The following is a 20,351-nucleotide window of genomic DNA, read 5'->3' as shown; positions in this document are numbered from 1 at the left end:
ACCTAGGATAAATTTGCAATTACATCCTTGATTGCCGCATGTAATTCTTGAGCTTTTTTTCTTCTAGTCTCTAATACGGCTTCTTTTGTTTCTTGTGTTTTTTTGGACCAAGCCGATCCAGGGAAGTATGCGTCATCCTTAAATCTAGGGATGACATGCCAATGGATATGCGGAACCATATTGCCTAAGGCGGCAATATTGACTTTATCTGGGTGCATAACGTGGCGCATGGCCTCTTCAACAGCGAATACTAGAGCCATCAAATGCTCGCGCTCACTATGGGTAAGGTCCGTCATCTCAGCCACGTGACGATTCCAAATCACTCTACAGAAGCCAGGCAGATCGGGGTCGCTGACCAGAACGACTCGACAGTCATCTCCGCGCCATATGAGTTGCCCCTCTTCAGGCTTGAGTTCGTCTTTACAAAGTACGCAATTAGTCATTTGAAGAATGTAAACGAAAACGGCACCTAAGTCACCCTTGTGGGGTCATTTAGGTGCCGCGGCAGTATGGTGCTGCTGCTTACAACGTACTACTTAGGGATCTATTAAAGATTAGTGGAACTGCTCTTCTTCAGTAGAACCAGTCAACGCTGTTACAGAAGACTTGCCACCTTGGATAACGGTAGTGACGTCGTCGAAGTATCCAGTACCAACTTCTTGCTGATGTGAAACGAACGTGTAACCACGGTCACGGGCAGCAAATTCTGGCTCTTGTACTTTCTCGATATATGCAGTCATACCGCGCTGCATGTAGTCTTGAGCCAAGTCGAACATGTTGTACCACATAGAGTGGATACCAGCCAATGTGATGAACTGATACTTGTAACCCATTGCGCCTAATTCACGTTGGAATTTAGCAATCGTTGCGTCATCCAAGTTTTTCTTCCAGTTGAAAGATGGTGAGCAGTTGTATGCCAACATCTTACCTGGGAACTTCGCACGAATCGCTTCCGCAAACTGGCGAGCAAACTCGAGGTCAGGAGTACCAGTTTCACACCAAACCATATCAGCATAAGCAGCGTAAGCCAAACCACGTGAGATCGCTTGATCCAAGCCTTTACGTGTTTTGTAGAAGCCTTCTGGAGTACGCTCGCCCGTCAAGAATGGCTTGTCATTTGCATCGTAGTCAGATGTCAACAAATCAGCAGCTTCAGCATCGGTACGGGCCAAGATGATAGTAGAAACACCCATCACGTCAGCAGCCAAACGTGCAGAAATCAACTTCTGGACTGACTCGGCAGTAGGCAACAATACTTTACCGCCCAAGTGACCGCACTTCTTAACAGAAGACAGTTGATCTTCAAAGTGAACGCCAGCGGCACCCTGCTTAATCAATGCCTTGCTTAATTCAAATGCATTTAATACACCACCAAAACCTGCTTCAGCATCGGCAACGATTGGAGCGAAATACTCGATGTAGCCTGCATCGCCCTTGTTGATACCTTTGGCTGTTTGAATTTCATCAGCGCGTTGGAATGAGTTATTAATGCGTTCAACCATCTTAGGAACAGAATCTACTGGATATAAAGATTGGTCAGGATACATAGCTGCATAAGAGTTACCATCAGCGGCAACTTGCCAGCCTGACAAGTAAATTGCTTGAACGCCAGCTTTAACCTGTTGCATTGCTTGACCACCGGTCAAAGCGCCCAAACAGTTAACGTAAGCTTCGTTGTTTACCAATTCCCAGAGGCGCTCAGCACCATGTTTAGCTAAAGTGTGCTCAATCTTCAATGAACCACGAAGACGTACTACGTCCTCAGCCGTATAGCCACGAGTAATACCTTTCCAGCGTGGATTGGTATCCCAGTCTTTTTGTAGTGCTGCGATTTCTGCTTTGCGATCTGCCATGTTTTTCTCCCTAAGTTAAACAAGTACTTCAAAATTTAAGGACCTTTAAGACCTATTCAAGTCTTATGTCTTATATAAGAGTTTAGACAGTTAGAAAAAGCAGGCAAGGGGAATTTGAGATATTTTTTAAAATATTTAGTTATTTAAATTCAATAACTTATGTTCTTATTTTTACAATGTGGAACGCACATCCACTGTTTGCAATAAAACAAGGAGTAACTTGCTGCACTACATTTTACGCAGCGTAATGGAATTTCACATTATGAAAAGTAAAGCTTCTGCGGATTGGCGCAGAGGATGCGATGGCGTATGGACTCGTCTGGCGCATACAAAGCGAGGCTTTCAAGCATCTGGGCCACTGTTGGCATCACACCCCAATTGGCCACATGCGGCCAATCAGAACCCCAGACACAACGATCAGGTGCGGCATCAATTAATACTGTTGCATAAGGGACCACATCTGGATAAGGGGGTGCTTGATCAGTTAATCGGTATGCACCCGACACCTTGACCCACGCCCTCTCTCTCACTAAATCAACAAGCGCATTAAAACCAGGGGAATCCAGACCAACAGAAGTTCTTAAGTAGCCCATATGATCAATCACTAGTGTGGACTTTAACTTCTGCATGCGCGGCATTAATACCGGGAGATCATTTGCATCTAACAAAAATTGAATATGCCACCCCCAATCCCTTGCTAAAGCATCACACTCCTCAAGCTTCGAAATATCTAAGCCGCCTCCAGAGAACATAAGGTTCATGCGAATGCCAACTACACCAGTATCCCTCATCTTTTGATAATAAGAATCTACTTGACCAAGTAGCGGCACAGCAACCCCACGCAAGCGTTGCGGATGATTTCTTAACGCCTTTAGCATTGGCTCATTATCTTGGCCATTCACGCTGACTTGAATTAGGACACCATAAGTCATCCCAACCTCATCAAGCATTCGAATGTATTGCTCCTCGGTTGCCTCTGGAGAAGTGTAGGAACGATCAGGCACAAAACTGGCCGCACTAATGACATGCGCATGTGTATCCACTGCGCCAATAGGCATCTGAAAAGGAAAAGGACCACCCTGATGATCGGGCGGTCCTGGGCAAAACGGAATTTCTTTTTGTGACACAGATAAGCCGTTAGTTAGCCTTCAATTCGCGCCCCTTGGTTTCAGGAAGAATTACTGCAGCTATAAAGAAAACACCATAAGCAATCACAGCAAAGATCGCAATCGCCATAGCCAACCCATATTGAGCTGAGAAATAACCAACTAAAGCAGGGAATAAAGCACCAATACCGCGGCCAAAGTTATAGCAAAAGCCCTGACCGGATCCACGCAAACGAGTTGGGAAAAGTTCAGTCAAGAATGCGCCCATGCCTGAGAAATAACCGCTAGCAAAAAAACCGAGGGGGAAGCCAAGCCACATCATCATCTCATTCGTGATTTCTAACTGGGTGTATGCCAAGACTAAAACAATTGCGCCCAGCGAGAAAGTCATAAAGAGTTTCCGACGGCCAAAGCGGTCAGCCATCCAAGCGCCAACCAGGTAACCAACAAAGCTGCCAACAATCAGGAATGCCAAGTAACCGGTAGAGCCAACGACTGTTAATTTACGCTCAGCCTTTAGGAAGGTTGGCACCCAAGTTGTAATCGCGTAATAACCACCTTGCGCACCCATGGTCAACAAAGAAGCCAAGATGGTAGTTTTCAAGATACCCGGTTTGAAAATTTCAAAGATTGATGGTGAGTCACCAGCTGCCGCAACTTTTTCACGAGCAATCTTCGCAATCTCAGGCTCCTCTACATTACGACGGATGTAGAGCAGGAGTAATGCTGGGAAAAAGCCCACAACAAACATTGCGCGCCATGCCATATCAGCAGGGAGCAAGCTAAACATAATGGCCTGCAGAAGCACAGCAGCACCCCAACCTACCGCCCAAGCGGATTGCACACTACCAACAGCGCGGCCACGATATTCAGCGCGAATCGTTTCACCCATCAATACAGCACCAGCAGCCCACTCACCACCGAAACCAAAACCCAAGAGTGCGCGAGCAATCATGAGCTGATTAAAGTCTTGTGTGAATGCACAAATCAAACTGAAGCTAGAGAACCAAAGAATCGTGAACTGAAGCGTGCGTACGCGACCAATACGATCAGCTAAATAACCTGCAAACCATCCACCAAATGCAGAAGCCAATAAAGTACCCGTTACCGCAAGACCAGCCATGCCCCGATCGACCTGCCATACTGCAATAATGGTTCCAATCACCAAGGGGTAAATCATGAAGTCCATGCCGTCTAATGCCCAGCCTAAGAAACAACCCCAAAAAGTTTTCTTTTCTTTGGGGCTCATGACCTTATAAAAACCAGTCAGACTGGTATCCGGTTGTTGACTCATTTTGTCTCCTTTATTTTTTAGGCTTTAAATTAATGAATGAGTAATATCTTTATAACCCAATTATTCCTGCTAAAGCACAAACTAGAGAAAACCCTTAACACTCCATCATGATGCATTGCACACTAATTGGCGACCACAGCATATTGATTGATTTCTCCAAATCATCAGATGCCTTAAAAGATATTCATGAGCTAAGCAAGCTACTGTTGACCAACAAACCCTTATGGGCAGCTGAAATCGTTCCCGGCCTAGATTCTCTAGTCATCCAACTGCAATATACGCATGAAGGCCCGAGCCTAACGCGTCAACAAGCTTTTGCAGAGCTAGAAAAAATTCAGCGGCAATTAGCAAAACAGAAGGGGCGCTCAACTTATCCGGCTAAGATTCACCGCATTCAAGTTTGTTATCACCCAGATGTCGCATTAGATCTGCACGCCATTGCCAAGGCTTGTCAATTGTCTATTGAAGAGACGATTCATCTTCACAAGAAAAATCTTTATACGGCAGATATTTTGGGCTTTATGCCTGGGTTTGCATACTTCAGTGGCCTTAACCCTAAATTGCGCCTACCTCGCCTATCCTCTCCTCGACCAGCAGTGCCTAAAGGTAGTGTTGCGATTGCAGAATTACAAACTGCAATTTATCCCCGAACTACGCCAGGCGGATGGAATCTGATTGGTCGCTCACCCAATCAAATGTTTGACATCCAACATAAACCGCCAGGATTATTTATGGCCGGAGATCAAATGCAGATTGAAGAAATTACATTGGATGAGTTTTATTTACAAGATCAAAGAAACGCTCACCAAGAAATTATTCACGCATTAGATAAAACTAATAACAAAGCAGCTATTGAAGTATTGCAGTCTGGAACCTTTAGCACTATTCAGGATAAGCCAAGATCCGGCCTTTCTCATTGGGCGGTTGGTCCTGGTGGAGCCTGCGACTTATCATCACTTCATTTAGCAAATGCTTTAGTAGGCAACTCATTAGAGATGGCTGCTATAGAGATGACCTCCAGTGGTCCAAGCCTTCTTTTTCATCAAGCAACTTGTGTAGCCTGGGTTGGCGCACACTGTGACGGCATTGTTGATGGTCGACGCATTCCAGGCAATCGACCTGTATGGCTGGCAAAAGGCAGTACGCTCAAATTCTCGCTACTGAATCCTGGGTTTCGAACGCTACTAGCAATCGGAGGTGGACTGGAATTGCCTAAGATCTTGGGCTGCTCAGGCTCACACATCAGCGCTGATATTGGACCAAAACGACTTGAAAAGGGGGAGATCTTATCGCTCATCAATCCTCAATTACCTTTGCACTCACCTTTCTTAAAATCACTCCTTAAAGAAGATGCATTGCCATCTTTTGCAAAATGGCACATCAAGTCACCCTTCACACCCCTAGAAACAATCACACCAATCCATTGCTTGGCAGGCCCTCACCTATCCTTTTTATCCATTAAAGAGCGAGAGTTATTTTGGTCGACCGTTTGGACCGTGAGCAACCAAAGCAATCGCATGGGTCTCCGTCTACAAGGTGAGTTCAAGGTCAAAAAGAATTTACCCAATATTCCATCACAAGCAATTACGTTTGGAACTGTGCAATACCCACCCTCACATGAGCCTATTGTGATGCTTGCAGAGCATCAAACTACTGGCGGATACCCGCGCTTAGCCGAAGTCATTCATTCCGACCTCATTAAATTGGCACAAGTTAAACCGGACTCAAAAATACGATTCATTCCGATAGATATTGAAGAGGCAGACCGTTTAAATGCGGAAGCGTTAAAGTTACAAGAATCAACAATCAACTCAATTCAAACAATTATTCAAACCAGTGGAAATTCGTAATGGATATTAATAGCGATATGGGCGAAGGCTTTGGCGCCTGGGAAATGGGCAACGATGCATTATTGCTTGACTACATTACATCGACCAACATTGCCTGTGGGTGGCACGCTGGCGATCCAGCACGTATGAAAAAGTTGGTTGAAATGGCAAGCAAAAAAGGGGTTCATATTGGCGCACATCCAGGCCTTCCAGATCTAGAAGGGTTTGGGCGACGTGAGATGGCTATATCCGAAGAGGATGCCTATAACTATGTTCTTTACCAAGCTGGCGCATTAAAAGCTTTTGTGAATGCAATCGGAAAGAAGCTACATCATGTCAAACCGCATGGAGCCCTATATAACCAGGCAGCCAGAGACATGAAACTTGCTAGAGGAATAGCGCGGGCAGTAAAAGATTTAGGCCCGGAAGTTATTTTGTATGGTTTAGCGGGAAGCTGCATGATCGATGCTGCAAAAGAATTGAATGTGCCGGTATGGCAAGAGGTATTCGCAGATCGCAAATACACTAAAGAAGGTTTTCTAGTTCCGCGAAGTCAGGCGGGCGCTGTCATTGAGAATGAATCCGAAGCACTCAATCAAGCGATCGATATGTCAAGGAATGGGAAAGTGACTGCAATTGATGGCAGTGAAATCAAAATCCAGGCCGATACACTGTGTATTCATGGCGACAATCCGCATGCAGTTGAGTTTGCGAAAAAGATTAAAGCCGCATTAATTTAGACGGCTTGCCGGCTTTTTGATTTCACCTGAAAAATGGTTGGAATAATCATCAGCTGGAATACGACGATTCCTAGGAATAAGGCTTTGGGCAAACCAGCATCCATAAAGAAACCAAAAATAAATGGGCCCACTGCCGCGCCCAAATCAATTCCTGAATAGACGATTCCGTAAACACGCCCAGCTACACCTTGTGGCGTTGCCTTTTTCACTAATAGATCTCGTGAAGGCGCCACTACTCCATACCCAAATCCCAGAGCAAAGAAAATGATGGGAATGAGATCAATTGAAATAAATCCTGTGGATAACAGCAAACACATTACTACCGTAATAGACAGGCATGCGGAGACAATTCTTTCCGGTGCCTGCAACTTCGCCGCCAAGTAGCCCCCAAACAAAACTCCTCCAGCGCTCCCTAACGCCAAAAGCGTGATGTAGTAACTGCCTACATTTAAAGGAATCTCATAAATACTAAAGAGCGCGCTTGGTGCAAAAGATTGCAAGCTAGAGGTGGAGGCCATACTAAAGAAAAAGAAGACCCAACACAGCCAAACCGCCGGCAATCGCAAGAATGCAAATGGACTCTCCTGAGCAACACCAGGATTGGTCGCCTGGGTACTCGCATGCGTATTCTCATGACGCTCTTTAACATTGTCTAAGAGGGCATTTTTATTGACCCAAAGTATCACCAAGACACAAGCCTCTAGAAGGGCTGCAGATAAGAAAGCAATACGCCAATCGGCAAGTTGAGCAATCGCTACCATGAAGGCTGGCGCAGCTGCCCAACCTAAATACCCTGTGACGCCATGCATAGAATAGGCGTATGGAAGATTGGGTGGAGACACCTTATGATTAATGAGTGTGTAATCAACGGGATGAAAAATACCATTACCGCAACCAGCAATAACCGCTCCTAGTAACAACATGGTGTAACCATTGCTTTGGGAATACACCAGTGCTGCAAGTACAAGTAAGCCAACGCCACCGAAGAGAACCGGTCTAGCTCCAATACGGTCTACTAAAAAACCAGATGTAGCCTGAGCTATACAAGACACGACAAAGAAGACCGACATGAGCAAACCGAGTTCGGCATAACTCAATGCAAAAGCTTCCTTCAACCATGGGAACATGGGAGGGAGCACCAAATGAAAGAAATGAGAGCTGCCGTGAGCCAGGCTAATGAGACCAATAACCCGGACATCACCGGCGCGCCCACTAAGCGCGACAGTCATGCACCGAGTTTACTGGCGCAGGAATATTCCTGCTGAACTACGTATTTGCTACTTAAGACCGCTTAATGAACCTGACGGCTAAAGCTAAAGTCACCTGATTTATCAACATCGACAGGCACCACATCCATGGGCCCGAACTTGCCTTCCAAAATCATCTTGGAGACGGGATTCTCAATATATTGCTGGATCGCCCGCTTCAGCGGCCTTGCTCCAAAAACCGGATCAAAGCCCACTTCAGCAATCTTATTCAAGGCGGCATCACTCACCTCAAGCTGCATATCCACTTTTGCTAAACGATCTGACAAGTTCTTGAGTAAGATCTTGGCGATGTTGGCAATGTTGCCTTTGTCCAAACCATGGAACACCACGATTTCATCAATACGATTTAAGAACTCAGGGCGGAAATGATTCTTCAACTCCTCAAATACTGCTTCTTTAATTTCTGCTTGCTTCTTATCTACCATTGATTGAATCAAATGGGATCCAATGTTACTGGTCATAACAATGACAGTGTTCTTAAAGTCTACGGTACGACCTTGGCCATCAGTGAGGCGGCCATCATCAAGCACTTGCAGGAGCACATTGAATACGTCTGGATGCGCTTTTTCGATTTCATCAAACAAGATCACGCTATATGGATGACGACGAACTTGTTCAGTTAAATAACCACCCTCTTCGTAACCAACATAACCTGGAGGCGCACCGATTAAACGCGCCACGCTATGCTTCTCCATAAACTCACTCATATCAATACGAATGAGGTGATCTTCACTATCAAACAAGAAGCCAGCGAGGGCCTTACAGAGCTCAGTCTTACCAACTCCAGTAGGCCCAAGGAATAAGAAGGATCCATAAGGGCGATTCTCTTCAGCCAAACCAGCCCGAGAACGACGAATAGCATCTGATACTGCGCGAATAGCCTCTTCTTGACCAACCACACGCTTATGCAGCAGCTCCTCCATCTTGAGCAACTTATCGCGCTCACCCTGCATCATCTTCGATACCGGAATACCTGTCGCACGAGAAACTACTTCCGCAATTTCTTCTGCGCCAACTTGAGTACGAAGTAACTTGTTCTTCAATACGCCGTCTTTATCGCCCTTAGCTTCTGCCGCAGCAGCAGACTTCAACTTAGCTTCTAACTCAGGCAGCTTCCCATATTGCAACTCCGCAACCTTTTCTAACTTGCCATCGCGTTGTAGCTTTGCAATATCCACTCTTACTTTTTCAATTTCCTCTTTCAGCTGAGCTGCACCCAATACAGCACCCTTCTCCGCTTTCCAAACCTCTTCTAAATCAGCATACTCAGCGCCCAGACGTTTAATTTCATCCTCAATAAGGCCTAGACGTTTTTGCGAAGCATCATCCTTCTCCTTCTTAACGGCTTCGCGCTCAATCTTTAATTGAATCAAACGACGCTCCAGCCTATCCATCACTTCAGGCTTGGAATCAATCTCCATCCGAATACGCGAACCCGCCTCATCAATCAGGTCGATCGCCTTATCTGGCAAGAAACGATCCGTAATGTAGCGATGCGATAACTCAGCAGCTGCAACAATCGCTGGATCAGTAATTTCAATACCATGATGCAGTTCATAACGCTCTTTAAGACCGCGCAAGATGGCAATAGTTGCCTCGACGGTAGGCTCCTCCACCATCACTTTTTGGAAACGACGTTCCAGCGCAGGATCTTTTTCGATGTACTTACGATACTCATCTAAGGTGGTTGCGCCGATGCAATGTAATTCACCACGAGCTAAGGCGGGCTTGAGCATATTGCCGGCATCCATCGCGCCCTCACCCTTGCCTGCACCAACCATCGTATGAATCTCGTCGATAAAGATAATGGTTTGACCTTCATCTTTAGCGACATCGCTAAGAACAGCCTTGAGGCGTTCCTCAAATTCACCGCGGTACTTGGCACCAGCCAATAACAAGGCCATATCCAAGACCAAGACACGCTTATTTTTCAATGTCTCAGGAACTTCGCCATTGACGATGCGCTGCGCCAAACCTTCAACGATTGCGGTCTTACCCACGCCAGGCTCACCAATGAGTACCGGATTGTTCTTACCGCGACGTTGCAAAATTTGAATGGTGCGACGAATCTCATCGTCACGCCCAATTACTGGATCGAGCTTACCCATACGAGCACGCTCAGTTAAATCCACTGTGTATTTCTTTAAGGCTTCACGTTGGCCTTCAGCATCTGCACTATTCACTGATTCTCCTCCGCGCACTAAATCAATAGCCGCTTCTAACGATTTACGATTTAATCCATTTTCACGAGCAACTTTACCGAGCTCACCCTTGTCATCAGCCACCACTAGTAAGAACAACTCGCCAGCAATAAATTGATCATTGCGTTTATTAGCTTCTTTTTCACATAGGTTAAGCCAGTTACTTAAATCCCGGCCTACCTGAACGTCTCCGCCGGTACCCTGCACTTCAGGAAGATTGCTGATGATCTTTTCTGCGCCTTTTTCTAGGCCAGAAACATTGACTCCAGCTCGAGTCAATAAACTCTTCGCACTACCATCCGAATCACGCAACATTGCCAACAGCAGATGGGCCGGCTCGATGTATTGATTGTCTTTAGCCAAAGCGATACTTTGGGCCTCACTTAAGGCCTCTTGAAATTTGGTTGTTAATTTATCTATTCTCATTTTTACGCCTCATGTATTCCATGGATATCTATCTATAGAATATAAGGGCAATATTTCTAATTTCAAGCATCTAGCGCACTTTTTACCCTAATTCGACCTTATTTTGACCTGGCTTGTTTACCTTCTAGAGTGCTCTGATGGCAGCTATTACGCTGGCATCACGAACCGCCTTGAGCATCGCCTGGAAGCCCATAACTCAGGGCAAGGCGCGCGCTACACAAGGTCCCGCACACCTGTTGCCCTCTTAGCAACACAAGAGCACTCCGACCGTTCTGAGGCCTCTAAAGCCGAACTCCGCTTAAAGCGTTTACCTAGGTCTAAAAAACTCGCTTTTTTTGAGATTGAGAACACCACCAAAACTGGGCGTAGTTAGTCAGAGCAATCTATGAGCCAGCAATACAATATAGCCATAACAAAACCAATTATTTAACCGGACAACAATCATGCAACCAAAATGGGGAACCAGAGGAATGGCGGTAGCGCCACATTCTCTAGCATCAGAATCTGCTTTAGCTGTTTTACGTGAAGGGGGCAATGCCCTAGAAGCAATGGTTGCCGCTGCTGCAACCATTGCTGTGGTCTACCCTCATATGAACTCCATAGGCGGAGATTCTTTCTGGGTGGTTCATTCTCCTGGAAAGGCCATGGGTGGAATTGACGCCTGTGGTGCAGCTGCTGGATTGGCCACTAAACAATGGTATGCAGAACGCGGCATTACTAAAGCCATTCCATTTCGCGGTGCAGTAGCGGCTAATACCGTTGCCGGGACTATTTCTGGTTGGGGCGCAGCACACCAACTCTCCAAGCAAGGACTAGGCGGCAAACTACCACTTTCACGCCTGTTAGCTGATGCGATTCACTATGCAGAAGCTGGCACACCGGTTACCTTTAGCCAATCCAGCCTTACAGAAAAGAAGCGTCAGGAACTGAGCCCAATCCCAGGCTTCGCAGAGACTTTTTTAGTAAATGGCAAAGCACCTGCGGTCGGCAGCATCTTTAAGCAAGAGCGTCTTGCCAAAACCTTGCGTCAGATTGCCGAAAAAGGGACGGATGATTATTACCGTGGCGAACTGGCTGAATCACTAGCAAAAGAACTCGCTGAGTTAGGCAGTCCACTGAGATTGGATGACCTGCACCGTCACAAGGCAAAACTCATAGACCCTCTTGAGCTCAAACATAGCTTGGGTAATGTCTACAACATGACACCGCCCACACAAGGCGTAGTCTCATTGATGATTATTGGCATCTTGGATCAACTGAACTTAAAACGCTTCAAAGTAGATAGCCCAGAATACGTTCATCACTGCGTTGAAGCCACTAAGCAAGCATTTAAGATTCGCGATCAGTTTGTGACAGACCCTGCGTATATGACAAAGAATGCGCAATCTTTCTTGTCACCTGCATTCCTGAAAAAATTAGCCAAGAATATTGACCCTAATAAAGCCCTTCCATGGGGCCAAGGCAAAGGTCCTGCAGATACTATTTGGATGGGCGTGATTGATGGCGATGGCAATTGCGTTTCTTTCATTCAAAGCATCTATCATGAGTTTGGCGCAGGCATTGTGCTTCCCACCTCAGGTGTCAACTGGCAAAACCGCGGTTGCAGTTTTTCTCTCGATCCAAATACACTCAATCACCTTGAGCCGTATCGCAAGCCTTTCCACACTCTTAACCCAGCGATGGCTTTATTTAAAGATGGTCGCTCAATGGTTTATGGAACGATGGGTGGAGATGGTCAACCACAAACCCAGTGCGCAGTATTTACTCGTACAGCAACTTATGGCCTCGATCCACAGGATGCTATTAGTCGCCCACGCTGGTTGCTTGGCCGCACCTGGGGGCAAACGAGTGATAGCTTAAAACTAGAATCACGCTTTGGTCCAGAAGTCGCGAAAGAACTTCATGCTTTAGGCCATGAAATTGAAATGTTAGACGCCTTTGATGAAACCGTTGGTCATGCAGGCTGCATTATTCGCGATCCATCGGGAACACTACAAGGTGGATGGGATCCTAGAAGTGATGGAGCTGTGAGCTCATTCTAATATTGGGCAATTTAGTAACAATTAGACGGCATTAAAAAAGGCTACCAAGTTGGTAGCCTTTTTTCTAACTTCGAATTTCAAATTACCACTGAGTTAGCACTTATGCAGTACGTGTCTTCAAATACTTAGCACGCATTGGGCGTAGCACGAAGAATGCCAGGATAGCTGCAGTAGCATCCAATACGATCATGATGGCAAATACTGGTATCCAGCTTTCAGTCACGCCATGAATATAGGCTGCAACTGGTGCGCCGATAATAGAACCAACGCCTTGAGCCATGTACAAGAAACCATAGTTTGTAGTTGCATGCTTTTGACCAAAAGTATCAGTCAAAGTAGATGGAAATAAAGAGAAAATCTCACCCCAACCAAAGAACACAATACCTGAGAGTAATACGAACATGACAGGATCTGAGCGTGTCATTACCCAAGCAAACATAGCAACTGCTTCTAAACCAAAAGCAATTGTCATGGTGTATTCACGTCCGATACGATCAGATACCCAACCAAATATTGGTCGAGTTAAGCCATTGGTAACGCGATCAATTGTTAGGGCCAAAGGTAAGGCGGCCATACCAAAAACCATAGCCGATGTAATGCCAAAGTCTTTTGCAAATGCGCCCATTTGAGAGATCACCATCAAACCTGATGTAGACATCATGGACATCATCAAAAACATCAACCAAAATACTGGTGTCTTTAACATTGTCTTTGGAGCAACTCCTGTTGCAGCGGCCTCTCTTTGATCAGCCGTTTGCACGCGATCAGCGTGAGGCACGCGGATCCCTTGCGCAGCCAATAGTCCAACAGCGCCAATGATGTAACCAAAGAATGTCAACGTGCCCTGAATACCTGTCTCAGTCAAACTAGCAGAGATTGGGAAGGTAGTAAGCAACGCACCAATGCCATAACCAGCAGCAACCATACCAACTGCGAATCCACGATTATTTGGAAACCAGCGAACCATCAAACCAACAACGCCGATGTAAACAATGCCGGTACCCAAGCCGCCTAAAACGCCGTAGGTGATGTAAAGATGAGATACGGTAGTAAGGTTAGCCGAAAGAACCCAGCTTGCGCCCGTCAGAATGGTACCAATGGATAACAAAAGGCGAGGGCCAAATTTATCAACTAAGTAACCCTGAAATGGCGAAAAGAAAGTTTGCAACACAATCAAGATCGAAAATGTTATTTGCAACTCTGTCAACGTAACGCCGAGCTGACCCATGATTGGCTTGGTAAATAAAGCCCATACATATTGCGGACTAGAAATGGACATCATACAAATCACGCCCAAAGCCAATTGCACCCACTTCGACTTGAGGGGGTTCTTACTGGTGCTTTCCGCACCCATTACAGCTGAAGTCATATGAATCTCCCGTTTATTGTTTAATCAAAATTTCTAAATACTTTTGTACATGTATTTTGATCTAAATTTGCGGGTAATTACTAAGGAATTCCCTTGGATGGTGCATAAACGCTTATTTTGATGCGGCTTGATGCACCAATAAAAACCTTAAATAAGGACCCAATCTGGCAAAGAAAAAGAAATTAGGTCAACTTCCAACGAGCCATTGCAGCTTCATCGGTAACGCGGGCATCAACCCAGCGAGCCCCTTCTGAGGTGTCTTCTTTTTTCCAGAAGGGGGCTGCCGTCTTAAGGTAGTCCATGATGAACTCACAGGCAGAAAATGCTTCACCTCTGTGTGCGCTGGTGACTGCCACTAATACGATTTGATCTTCGGGCAATAAAGGCCCAATACGATGAATCACCAGTGATTGGAAAATATCCCAGCGCGCTTTGGCTTGATCCAGAATTTCCTGTAACGCCTTCTCAGTCATACCAGGGTAATGCTCAAGCGTCATACCCTTTACTTGGCTACCGTCATTCATATCTCGCACGGTGCCCAAGAAAGTAACTACTGCACCTACTCGTGGATCACCTTTGCGTAATGCCGCTATTTCCGCGCTGACATCAAAATCGCTTTCTTGGATTTTGATTGGCATATCAACCCCCAGTCACCGGAGGAAAGAAGGCTACTTCAGCACCATCTTGCAATGGAGTGCCTGCATCAACCATGTGCTGATTCAACGCACAACGCAAGACTTTGCCATCCGCCAATACTTCAACCCAGGGATTGCCGCGCTCGATAAGGTGAGCCCTAAGTTCAGCAATCGTTTTGACTGTTGCAGGAATGGTGATGCTCTCTTGCGAGACACCAAGCGCTTCACGAAGTGAGGCAAAGAATCGTAATTCGAGCTTCATAAAGTAATCGTAAACCGATTATTTGAGGAATGCATCAAAAGGGATGTACTTCACAAGGTCACCAGCCTTAATTGGCTGGTTTGGTGGGCAATCTACCAAGCCATCACCCCAGGAGGCGCTAGTAAGAACACCTGAGCTTTGGTTAGGAAATAAATCTAAGCCGCCCTGCTCATTCACCTTGACACGTAAGAACTCATTACGACGATCGGCTTTTGACCAATCAAAATCTGCACGCATGAGATAAGAATGGGGCTGCTTAGCCTCACGGCCCTGTAACTTCAGAATAAAAGGGCGAACGAATAATAAGAAGGTAACAAAGCTGGATACAGGGTTGCCAGGCAACCCAATAAACCAGGCTTCGCCATCTTTAGATTGATCTGATTTACGGACCGCGCCAAATGCCAATGGCTTACCTGGTTTAATCGCGATCTGCCAGAGATCCAATCTTCCTTCAGCAGTAACTGCCGGCTTAATGTGATCTTCTTCGCCAACCGAGACGCCGCCAGAGGTAATAATTAAATCGTGATCCTTACTGGCTTTACGTAATGCACCGCGTGTCGCATCCAGACGATCTGGAACGATGCCTAAGTCTGTTGCATCACAACCTAAAGATTTGAGGCAGGCTAATAAAGTGTCACGATTGGAGTTATAAATGCCGCCCGGTTTTAATGACTCACCAGGCAGGGCCAATTCATCGCCAGTGAAAAAGGCGGCCACCCTGACGCGACGTTTAACGCTTAAGTGAGTCAAACCCGCTGAAGCAGCTACGCCTAACTCTTGTGGGCGCAAGAAAGTACCTGCAGTAAGAGCAGTTTTGCCAGCAGTGAGATCTTCGCCTCTGCGACGAATCCACTGGCCCGCTGTTGGAGCGATATTGATAGTCACTTGACCGCCTTCACCCTCTAGCGTGCAATCCTCTTGCATCACGACTGCATCCGCACCAGGAGGCACAGGAGCTCCCGTGAAAATTCTAGCGGCTGTGCCAGACTCCAACGGGATTCCCATCGATCCAGCCGGAATGCGCTGAGCAATCTTGAGTGACTTTCCTGGAGTGGCGGCATCAGCAGAGCGAACCGCATATCCATCCATCGCAGTGTTATCGAGTGGAGGTACATCAACAAGGCTATTGACGTTTTCAGCGAGCACCCGGCCTAAAGCGGCCTGCATAGCAACTTTCTCACTCTCACCAATAGTTTGAGCATGGGAAAGTAGGTGATCTAAAGCCTGCTGCGCAGTCAACATCGGTGGCTTTGTCATAGGGTGATTATTTATTGCTTAAATTTTCTAAGTTAAGAATTAACTTAGATGTGTAGTAATAAATGCTTTAACTTGATTCACGTCGGCATCGATATTTTCTACGCGCTGTGGCTTAGATTTAATATCTTTAAATGCTGGCGGACATTCTGCTGGACGACCTAAAGCAATTTCTATCGTTTCTTCAAACTTGATAGGTAAGGCTGTCTCGAGAACAATCATTGGAATACCGGCTTGTAAATGCTCGCGAGCTACTTTCACGCCATCAGCGGTATGTGTATCAATCATGATGCCGTAGCGTTTATCAATATCGCGGATAGTTTCTAGGCGATTCTCATGGGTGCTACGGCCAGATTGGAAGCCGTATTTACCAAGCTCTTTAAAGACAGCATCTTTCGAGATGTCAAAACCGCCTGCTTCATCAACTTGCTTAAACATGGCTGCAGTAGCCCTGCCATCTTTACCCATGAAATCAAATACAAAACGCTCAAAGTTACTTGCTTTGGAGATGTCCATTGATGGGCTAGAGGTATGCAACGTCTCAGCAGACTTACGCGCACGATAGACACCAGTGCGGAAAAACTCATCGAGCACATCATTTTCGTTTGTTGCGGCAATCAAATGCTCAATAGGTAAACCCATCATGCGAGCAATATGGCCTGCGCAGATATTGCCAAAGTTACCCGAAGGAACAGTGAATGATACTTTCTCATTACTAGACTTAGTTGCTAGCAAGTAGCCTTGGAAGTAATACACCACCTGAGCAACTACACGACCCCAGTTAATGGAGTTCACGGTACCAATTTGGTTCTTCGCTTTAAAAGCATGATCATTGCTAACTGCCTTAACAATATCCTGGCAGTCATCGAAGACGCCAGCTACTGCTAAGTTAAAAATATTGGGATCTTGCAAAGAATACATTTGTGCTGACTGAAAGGCGCTCATCTTGCCACGCGGTGAAAGCATAAATACCTTCACACCCTCTTTGCCACGCATCGCATATTCAGCAGCACTACCTGTGTCACCAGAAGTAGCACCCAAAATATTAAGCTGCTGACCTTTTTTCTTTAGGGCGTACTCAAAAAGATTACCTAGCAATTGCATGGCCATATCTTTGAAAGCTAAGGTTGGACCATTTGAAAGACTCAATAGACCGATACGGGTTCCCTGTTCTTCCCCCAACCAATGCAAAGGCGTAATGTCTTTGGCATTATCTTGTGCGCGACCATTGCAGTAAACCTGCTCTGTATACGTTTTACGCAAGATTGCACGTAAATCTGTCTCAGGAATATCGTCGCAATATAGGCTCAATACCTCATAAGCAAGGTCGGCATATGACAAGCTGCGCCAAGCATCTAGCTGGGCTGCAGTGACTTGTGGGTACTGAGTAGGCAAATACAAGCCGCCATCAGGCGCCAATCCACCTAGCAAAATTTCTAAGAAGGATTGTTGCGGGCTATTGCCACGAGTAGATTGGTAACGCATATATTTTGCTGGGTTTTACTTAAGACAGATTTTCTAAACGGATCTTCACAACTTCACCAGCAACCGTCTTGAGATTCTGAATCTCTTTAATCGCGGCAAGCATGTTCTTTTCTTTGGTCTCGTGGGTTAAAGCTACCAAATCAGTTTGACTTTCACCCTCATCAGCTTCTTTTTGTAAGAGCGCATCAATGGAAACGCCATGCGATGCCAAAATCTTAGTGATGTCAGCCAATACACCGGCCTGATCAGCTACACGCAAGCGCAGATAGTAACTAGTCGTGATCTCACCAATAGGGAGCACTGGTGTGTCATGCACAGCATCTGGCTGGAAGGCCAAGTACGGTACGCGATGTTCGGCGTCAGCACTTAGCAAACGAGTGATATCCACTAAGTCAGCAATCACTGCGGAAGCAGTTGGCTCAGAGCCTGCACCTTTTCCGTAGTACAAAGTTGTTCCAACGGCATCGCCAAATACCTGCACGGCATTCATGGCACCTTCAACGTTGGCAATCAAGCGCTTAGAGGGAATTAAGGTTGGGTGCACGCGTAGCTCAACGCCTGTTGAAGTTTTCTTTGCGATACCAAGTAGCTTAATGCGATAGCCCAATTGCTCTGCATACTTAATATCAATTGCATCTAATTTAGTGATGCCTTCAATGTGTGCTTTTTCAAACTGCATAGGGATGCCAAATGCAATCGCACTCATGATGGTCGCTTTATGAGCAGCATCAACACCTTCGATATCAAAAGTAGGATCCGCTTCTGCATAGCCTAGGCGTTGCGCCTCTTTAAGCACTGTTGCGAAATCCAAACCTTTGTCGCGCATCTCTGACAAGATAAAATTGGTTGTGCCATTAATGATGCCCGCAATCCATTCGATGCGGTTTGCTGTTAAGCCTTCACGCAAGGCTTTAATAATGGGGATACCACCGGCTACGGCAGCTTCAAAGGCAACCATCACGCCTTTAGCATGCGCCGCCTTAAAGATTTCGTTACCGTGAACAGCAATCAATGCTTTATTAGCTGTAACCACGTGCTTACCGGCAGCGATAGCTTCAAGAACTAAGTCTTTGGCAATGCCATAACCACCAATAAGCTCAACAACGATGTCGATCTCTGGGTTATTGATCACGGCACGGGCATCACTCACCACTTGTGCGCGGTCTTTAACCAATTCTTTGGCACGCTCTACATTTAAATCAGCAACTGTATTAATGCGAATGCCGCGCCCTGCACGACGAGTAATTTCATCTTGGTTACGCTCGAGAACAGTGAATACGCCACCACCAACAGTGCCAATACCTAACAGACCTACTTGAATCGGTTTCATGATGCCTTTGCTGCAGTTGAAGAAGCCTTGCGGCTGTGCTTATTACGATAACGCTCCAGAAAACGGGCAAGGCGGCTAATAGCTTCCTTGAGCACATCTTCGTGAGGCAAGAACACTACGCGGAAGTGATCAGGTTTGCCCCAGTTGAAACCAGAGCCCTGCACTAACAATACTTTTTCCTCTTTCAAAAGATCGGCTACAAATTGCTGATCATCTTCAATTGGATAAACCTCAGGATCTAGCTTTGGAAATAAATACAAAGCGGATTTTGGTTTCACGCAAGTGACACCTGGAATATCGGTAATGAGCTTCCACGCAAGATCACGTTGCTTTGCAAGGCGACCACCCTCACTAACTAAATCATTAATGCTTTGGTAACCGCCCAATGCAGTTTGAATCGCATACTGACCTGGCACGTTCGCACACAAGCGCATTGAGGCCAGCATATTGAGGCCTTCGATATAGTCTCGGACCATTTCTTTATCGCCTGAAACCACCATCCAGCCAGCGCGGTAGCCGCAGGAACGGTAATTCTTGGAAAGGCCATTGAAGGTAATAATGACTACATCTGTAGACAAAGAGGCTAATGAGAGATGCTTCTCGCCGTCGTACAACATCTTGTCGTAGATTTCATCAGCAAACAAAATCAAACCATGCTCACGAGCAATTTGCGTTAATTCCAGCAGTATTTCTTTGGAATAAATCGCACCAGTAGGATTGTTTGGATTGATCACCACGATCGCTTTGGTACGCGGTGTAATTTTTTTACGGAGATCGTTTAAGTCTGGCGCCCACTCTTTGGATTCATCACAAAGATAGTGGACCGGTGTGCCGCTCGATAAACTAACTGCAGCAGTCCAAAGCGGATAATCTGGAGTTGGGACTAAAACCTCATCGCCATCATTTAAGAGTGCGTTCATCGACAGAACGATGAGTTCAGATACACCATTACCGGTATAAACATCATCCAAGGTTACGCCTTGAATGCCCTTTTCTTGGCAATACTGCATGATGGCTTTGCGCGCAGCAAAGATTCCCTTGGAATCAGAATAAGCTGAGGCATTGCTTAAATTGCGAATCATGTCCAACTGAATCTCTTCAGGCGGATCAAAACCGAAAACCCCTACGTTTCCGATGTTTAATTTGATGATTTTGTGGCCCTCTTCCTCCATGCGCTGAGCAAGCTCAAGCACCGGCCCACGTATGTCGTAACAGACGTTATTGAGCTTTTGGGACTTTAGGATCGGTTTCACAATA

The 20,351-nt window shown here is 46.0% G+C and carries 17 protein-coding genes; 4 read left to right on the top strand and 13 right to left on the bottom strand.

What is annotated here, in order from left to right:
- Window positions 1–2: 2 nt before the first annotated feature.
- The 4 genes from FD963_RS02490 to FD963_RS02475 all read right to left on the bottom strand — a co-directional run bounded on the left by FD963_RS02490 (window position 3) and on the right by FD963_RS02475 (window position 4,253).
- Entirely contained in the window at window positions 3–443 is a 441-nt protein-coding gene (locus tag FD963_RS02490; RefSeq protein WP_215362795.1) for an HIT family protein, read from the bottom strand.
- 111 nt (window positions 444–554) lie between these two features.
- Window positions 555–1,853, bottom strand: coding sequence for an isocitrate lyase (gene aceA / locus FD963_RS02485; RefSeq protein ID WP_072583092.1), 1,299 nt, complete (start codon window positions 1,851–1,853; stop codon window positions 555–557).
- Window positions 1,854–2,113: 260 nt separating this feature from the next.
- Window positions 2,114–2,980: an amidohydrolase gene (locus FD963_RS02480; protein ID WP_251367268.1), complete on the bottom strand. Its 867-nt coding sequence runs from the start codon at window positions 2,978–2,980 to the stop codon at window positions 2,114–2,116.
- A gap of 10 nt (window positions 2,981–2,990) precedes the next feature.
- Complete coding sequence (locus FD963_RS02475) at window positions 2,991–4,253, bottom strand: MFS transporter (RefSeq protein WP_215321631.1); 1,263 nt, start codon at window positions 4,251–4,253, stop codon at window positions 2,991–2,993.
- Between the two features lie 107 nt (window positions 4,254–4,360).
- Between FD963_RS02475 and FD963_RS02470 the strand changes: the two genes are divergently transcribed.
- Window positions 4,361–6,103 carry a 5-oxoprolinase/urea amidolyase family protein gene (locus tag FD963_RS02470; protein WP_215362794.1) on the top strand — a complete coding sequence of 581 codons (1,743 nt, stop codon included), beginning with the start codon at window positions 4,361–4,363 and terminating at the stop codon, window positions 6,101–6,103.
- A complete protein-coding gene (locus FD963_RS02465; RefSeq protein ID WP_215362793.1) occupies window positions 6,103–6,822 on the top strand; it encodes a 5-oxoprolinase subunit PxpA in 720 nt (239 codons plus the stop codon). Before FD963_RS02470 ends, FD963_RS02465 begins: the two co-directional genes overlap by 1 nt.
- Here FD963_RS02465 and FD963_RS02460 read toward each other — a convergent pair.
- Both FD963_RS02460 and clpB read right to left on the bottom strand, forming a co-directional pair.
- A complete protein-coding gene (locus FD963_RS02460) occupies window positions 6,819–8,051 on the bottom strand; it encodes an MFS transporter (RefSeq protein WP_215362792.1) in 1,233 nt (410 codons plus the stop codon). The genes FD963_RS02465 and FD963_RS02460 overlap by 4 nt on opposite strands.
- Window positions 8,052–8,113: 62 nt before the next feature.
- Window positions 8,114–10,717, bottom strand: a complete 2,604-nt coding sequence (gene clpB, locus FD963_RS02455; RefSeq protein WP_215362791.1) for an ATP-dependent chaperone ClpB — start codon at window positions 10,715–10,717, stop codon at window positions 8,114–8,116.
- A 103-nt stretch (window positions 10,718–10,820) separates the two neighbouring features.
- Here clpB and FD963_RS02450 point away from each other — a divergent pair, with 103 nt between their 5' ends.
- Window positions 10,821–11,090, top strand: a complete 270-nt coding sequence (locus tag FD963_RS02450) for a GIY-YIG nuclease family protein (RefSeq protein WP_215362790.1) — start codon at window positions 10,821–10,823, stop codon at window positions 11,088–11,090.
- A 70-nt stretch (window positions 11,091–11,160) separates the two neighbouring features.
- Entirely contained in the window at window positions 11,161–12,759 is a 1,599-nt protein-coding gene (ggt, locus tag FD963_RS02445; RefSeq protein ID WP_215362789.1) for a gamma-glutamyltransferase, read from the top strand.
- A 100-nt stretch (window positions 12,760–12,859) separates the two neighbouring features.
- On the opposite strand, the gene oxlT is transcribed toward ggt, so the two are convergent.
- The 7 genes from oxlT to FD963_RS02410 form a co-directional block, all read right to left on the bottom strand.
- On the bottom strand, window positions 12,860–14,128 hold the full coding sequence (oxlT, locus tag FD963_RS02440) for an oxalate/formate MFS antiporter (RefSeq protein WP_215362788.1): 1,269 nt from the start codon (window positions 14,126–14,128) through the stop codon (window positions 12,860–12,862).
- Between the two features lie 182 nt (window positions 14,129–14,310).
- Entirely contained in the window at window positions 14,311–14,766 is a 456-nt protein-coding gene (moaE, locus tag FD963_RS02435; protein WP_215362787.1) for a molybdopterin synthase catalytic subunit MoaE, read from the bottom strand.
- Window position 14,767: 1 nt separating this feature from the next.
- The gene (gene moaD / locus FD963_RS02430) at window positions 14,768–15,025 is read right to left on the bottom strand and encodes a molybdopterin converting factor subunit 1 (RefSeq protein WP_215362786.1); all 258 of its coding nucleotides are present in this window, start codon (window positions 15,023–15,025) and stop codon (window positions 14,768–14,770) included.
- An 18-nt stretch (window positions 15,026–15,043) separates the two neighbouring features.
- The gene (gene glp, locus FD963_RS02425) at window positions 15,044–16,282 is read right to left on the bottom strand and encodes a gephyrin-like molybdotransferase Glp (protein WP_251367267.1); all 1,239 of its coding nucleotides are present in this window, start codon (window positions 16,280–16,282) and stop codon (window positions 15,044–15,046) included.
- Window positions 16,283–16,321: 39 nt separating this feature from the next.
- A complete protein-coding gene (gene thrC / locus FD963_RS02420; RefSeq protein WP_215362785.1) occupies window positions 16,322–17,764 on the bottom strand; it encodes a threonine synthase in 1,443 nt (480 codons plus the stop codon).
- 19 nt (window positions 17,765–17,783) lie between these two features.
- On the bottom strand, window positions 17,784–19,094 hold the full coding sequence (locus FD963_RS02415; RefSeq protein WP_215359431.1) for a homoserine dehydrogenase: 1,311 nt from the start codon (window positions 19,092–19,094) through the stop codon (window positions 17,784–17,786).
- Window positions 19,091–20,347: a pyridoxal phosphate-dependent aminotransferase gene (locus tag FD963_RS02410; RefSeq protein WP_215362784.1), complete on the bottom strand. Its 1,257-nt coding sequence runs from the start codon at window positions 20,345–20,347 to the stop codon at window positions 19,091–19,093. The genes FD963_RS02415 and FD963_RS02410 overlap by 4 nt, the downstream gene beginning before the upstream one ends.
- Window positions 20,348–20,351 lie beyond the last annotated feature (4 nt).

Origin of the sequence: Polynucleobacter sp. JS-JIR-II-50 (assembly GCF_018687895.1) — a bacterium.
Classification (GTDB): domain Bacteria; phylum Pseudomonadota; class Gammaproteobacteria; order Burkholderiales; family Burkholderiaceae; genus Polynucleobacter.
The sequence above is the reverse complement of the archived record's forward strand: the minus strand, read 5'-3'. Positions and strand labels throughout refer to the sequence as shown.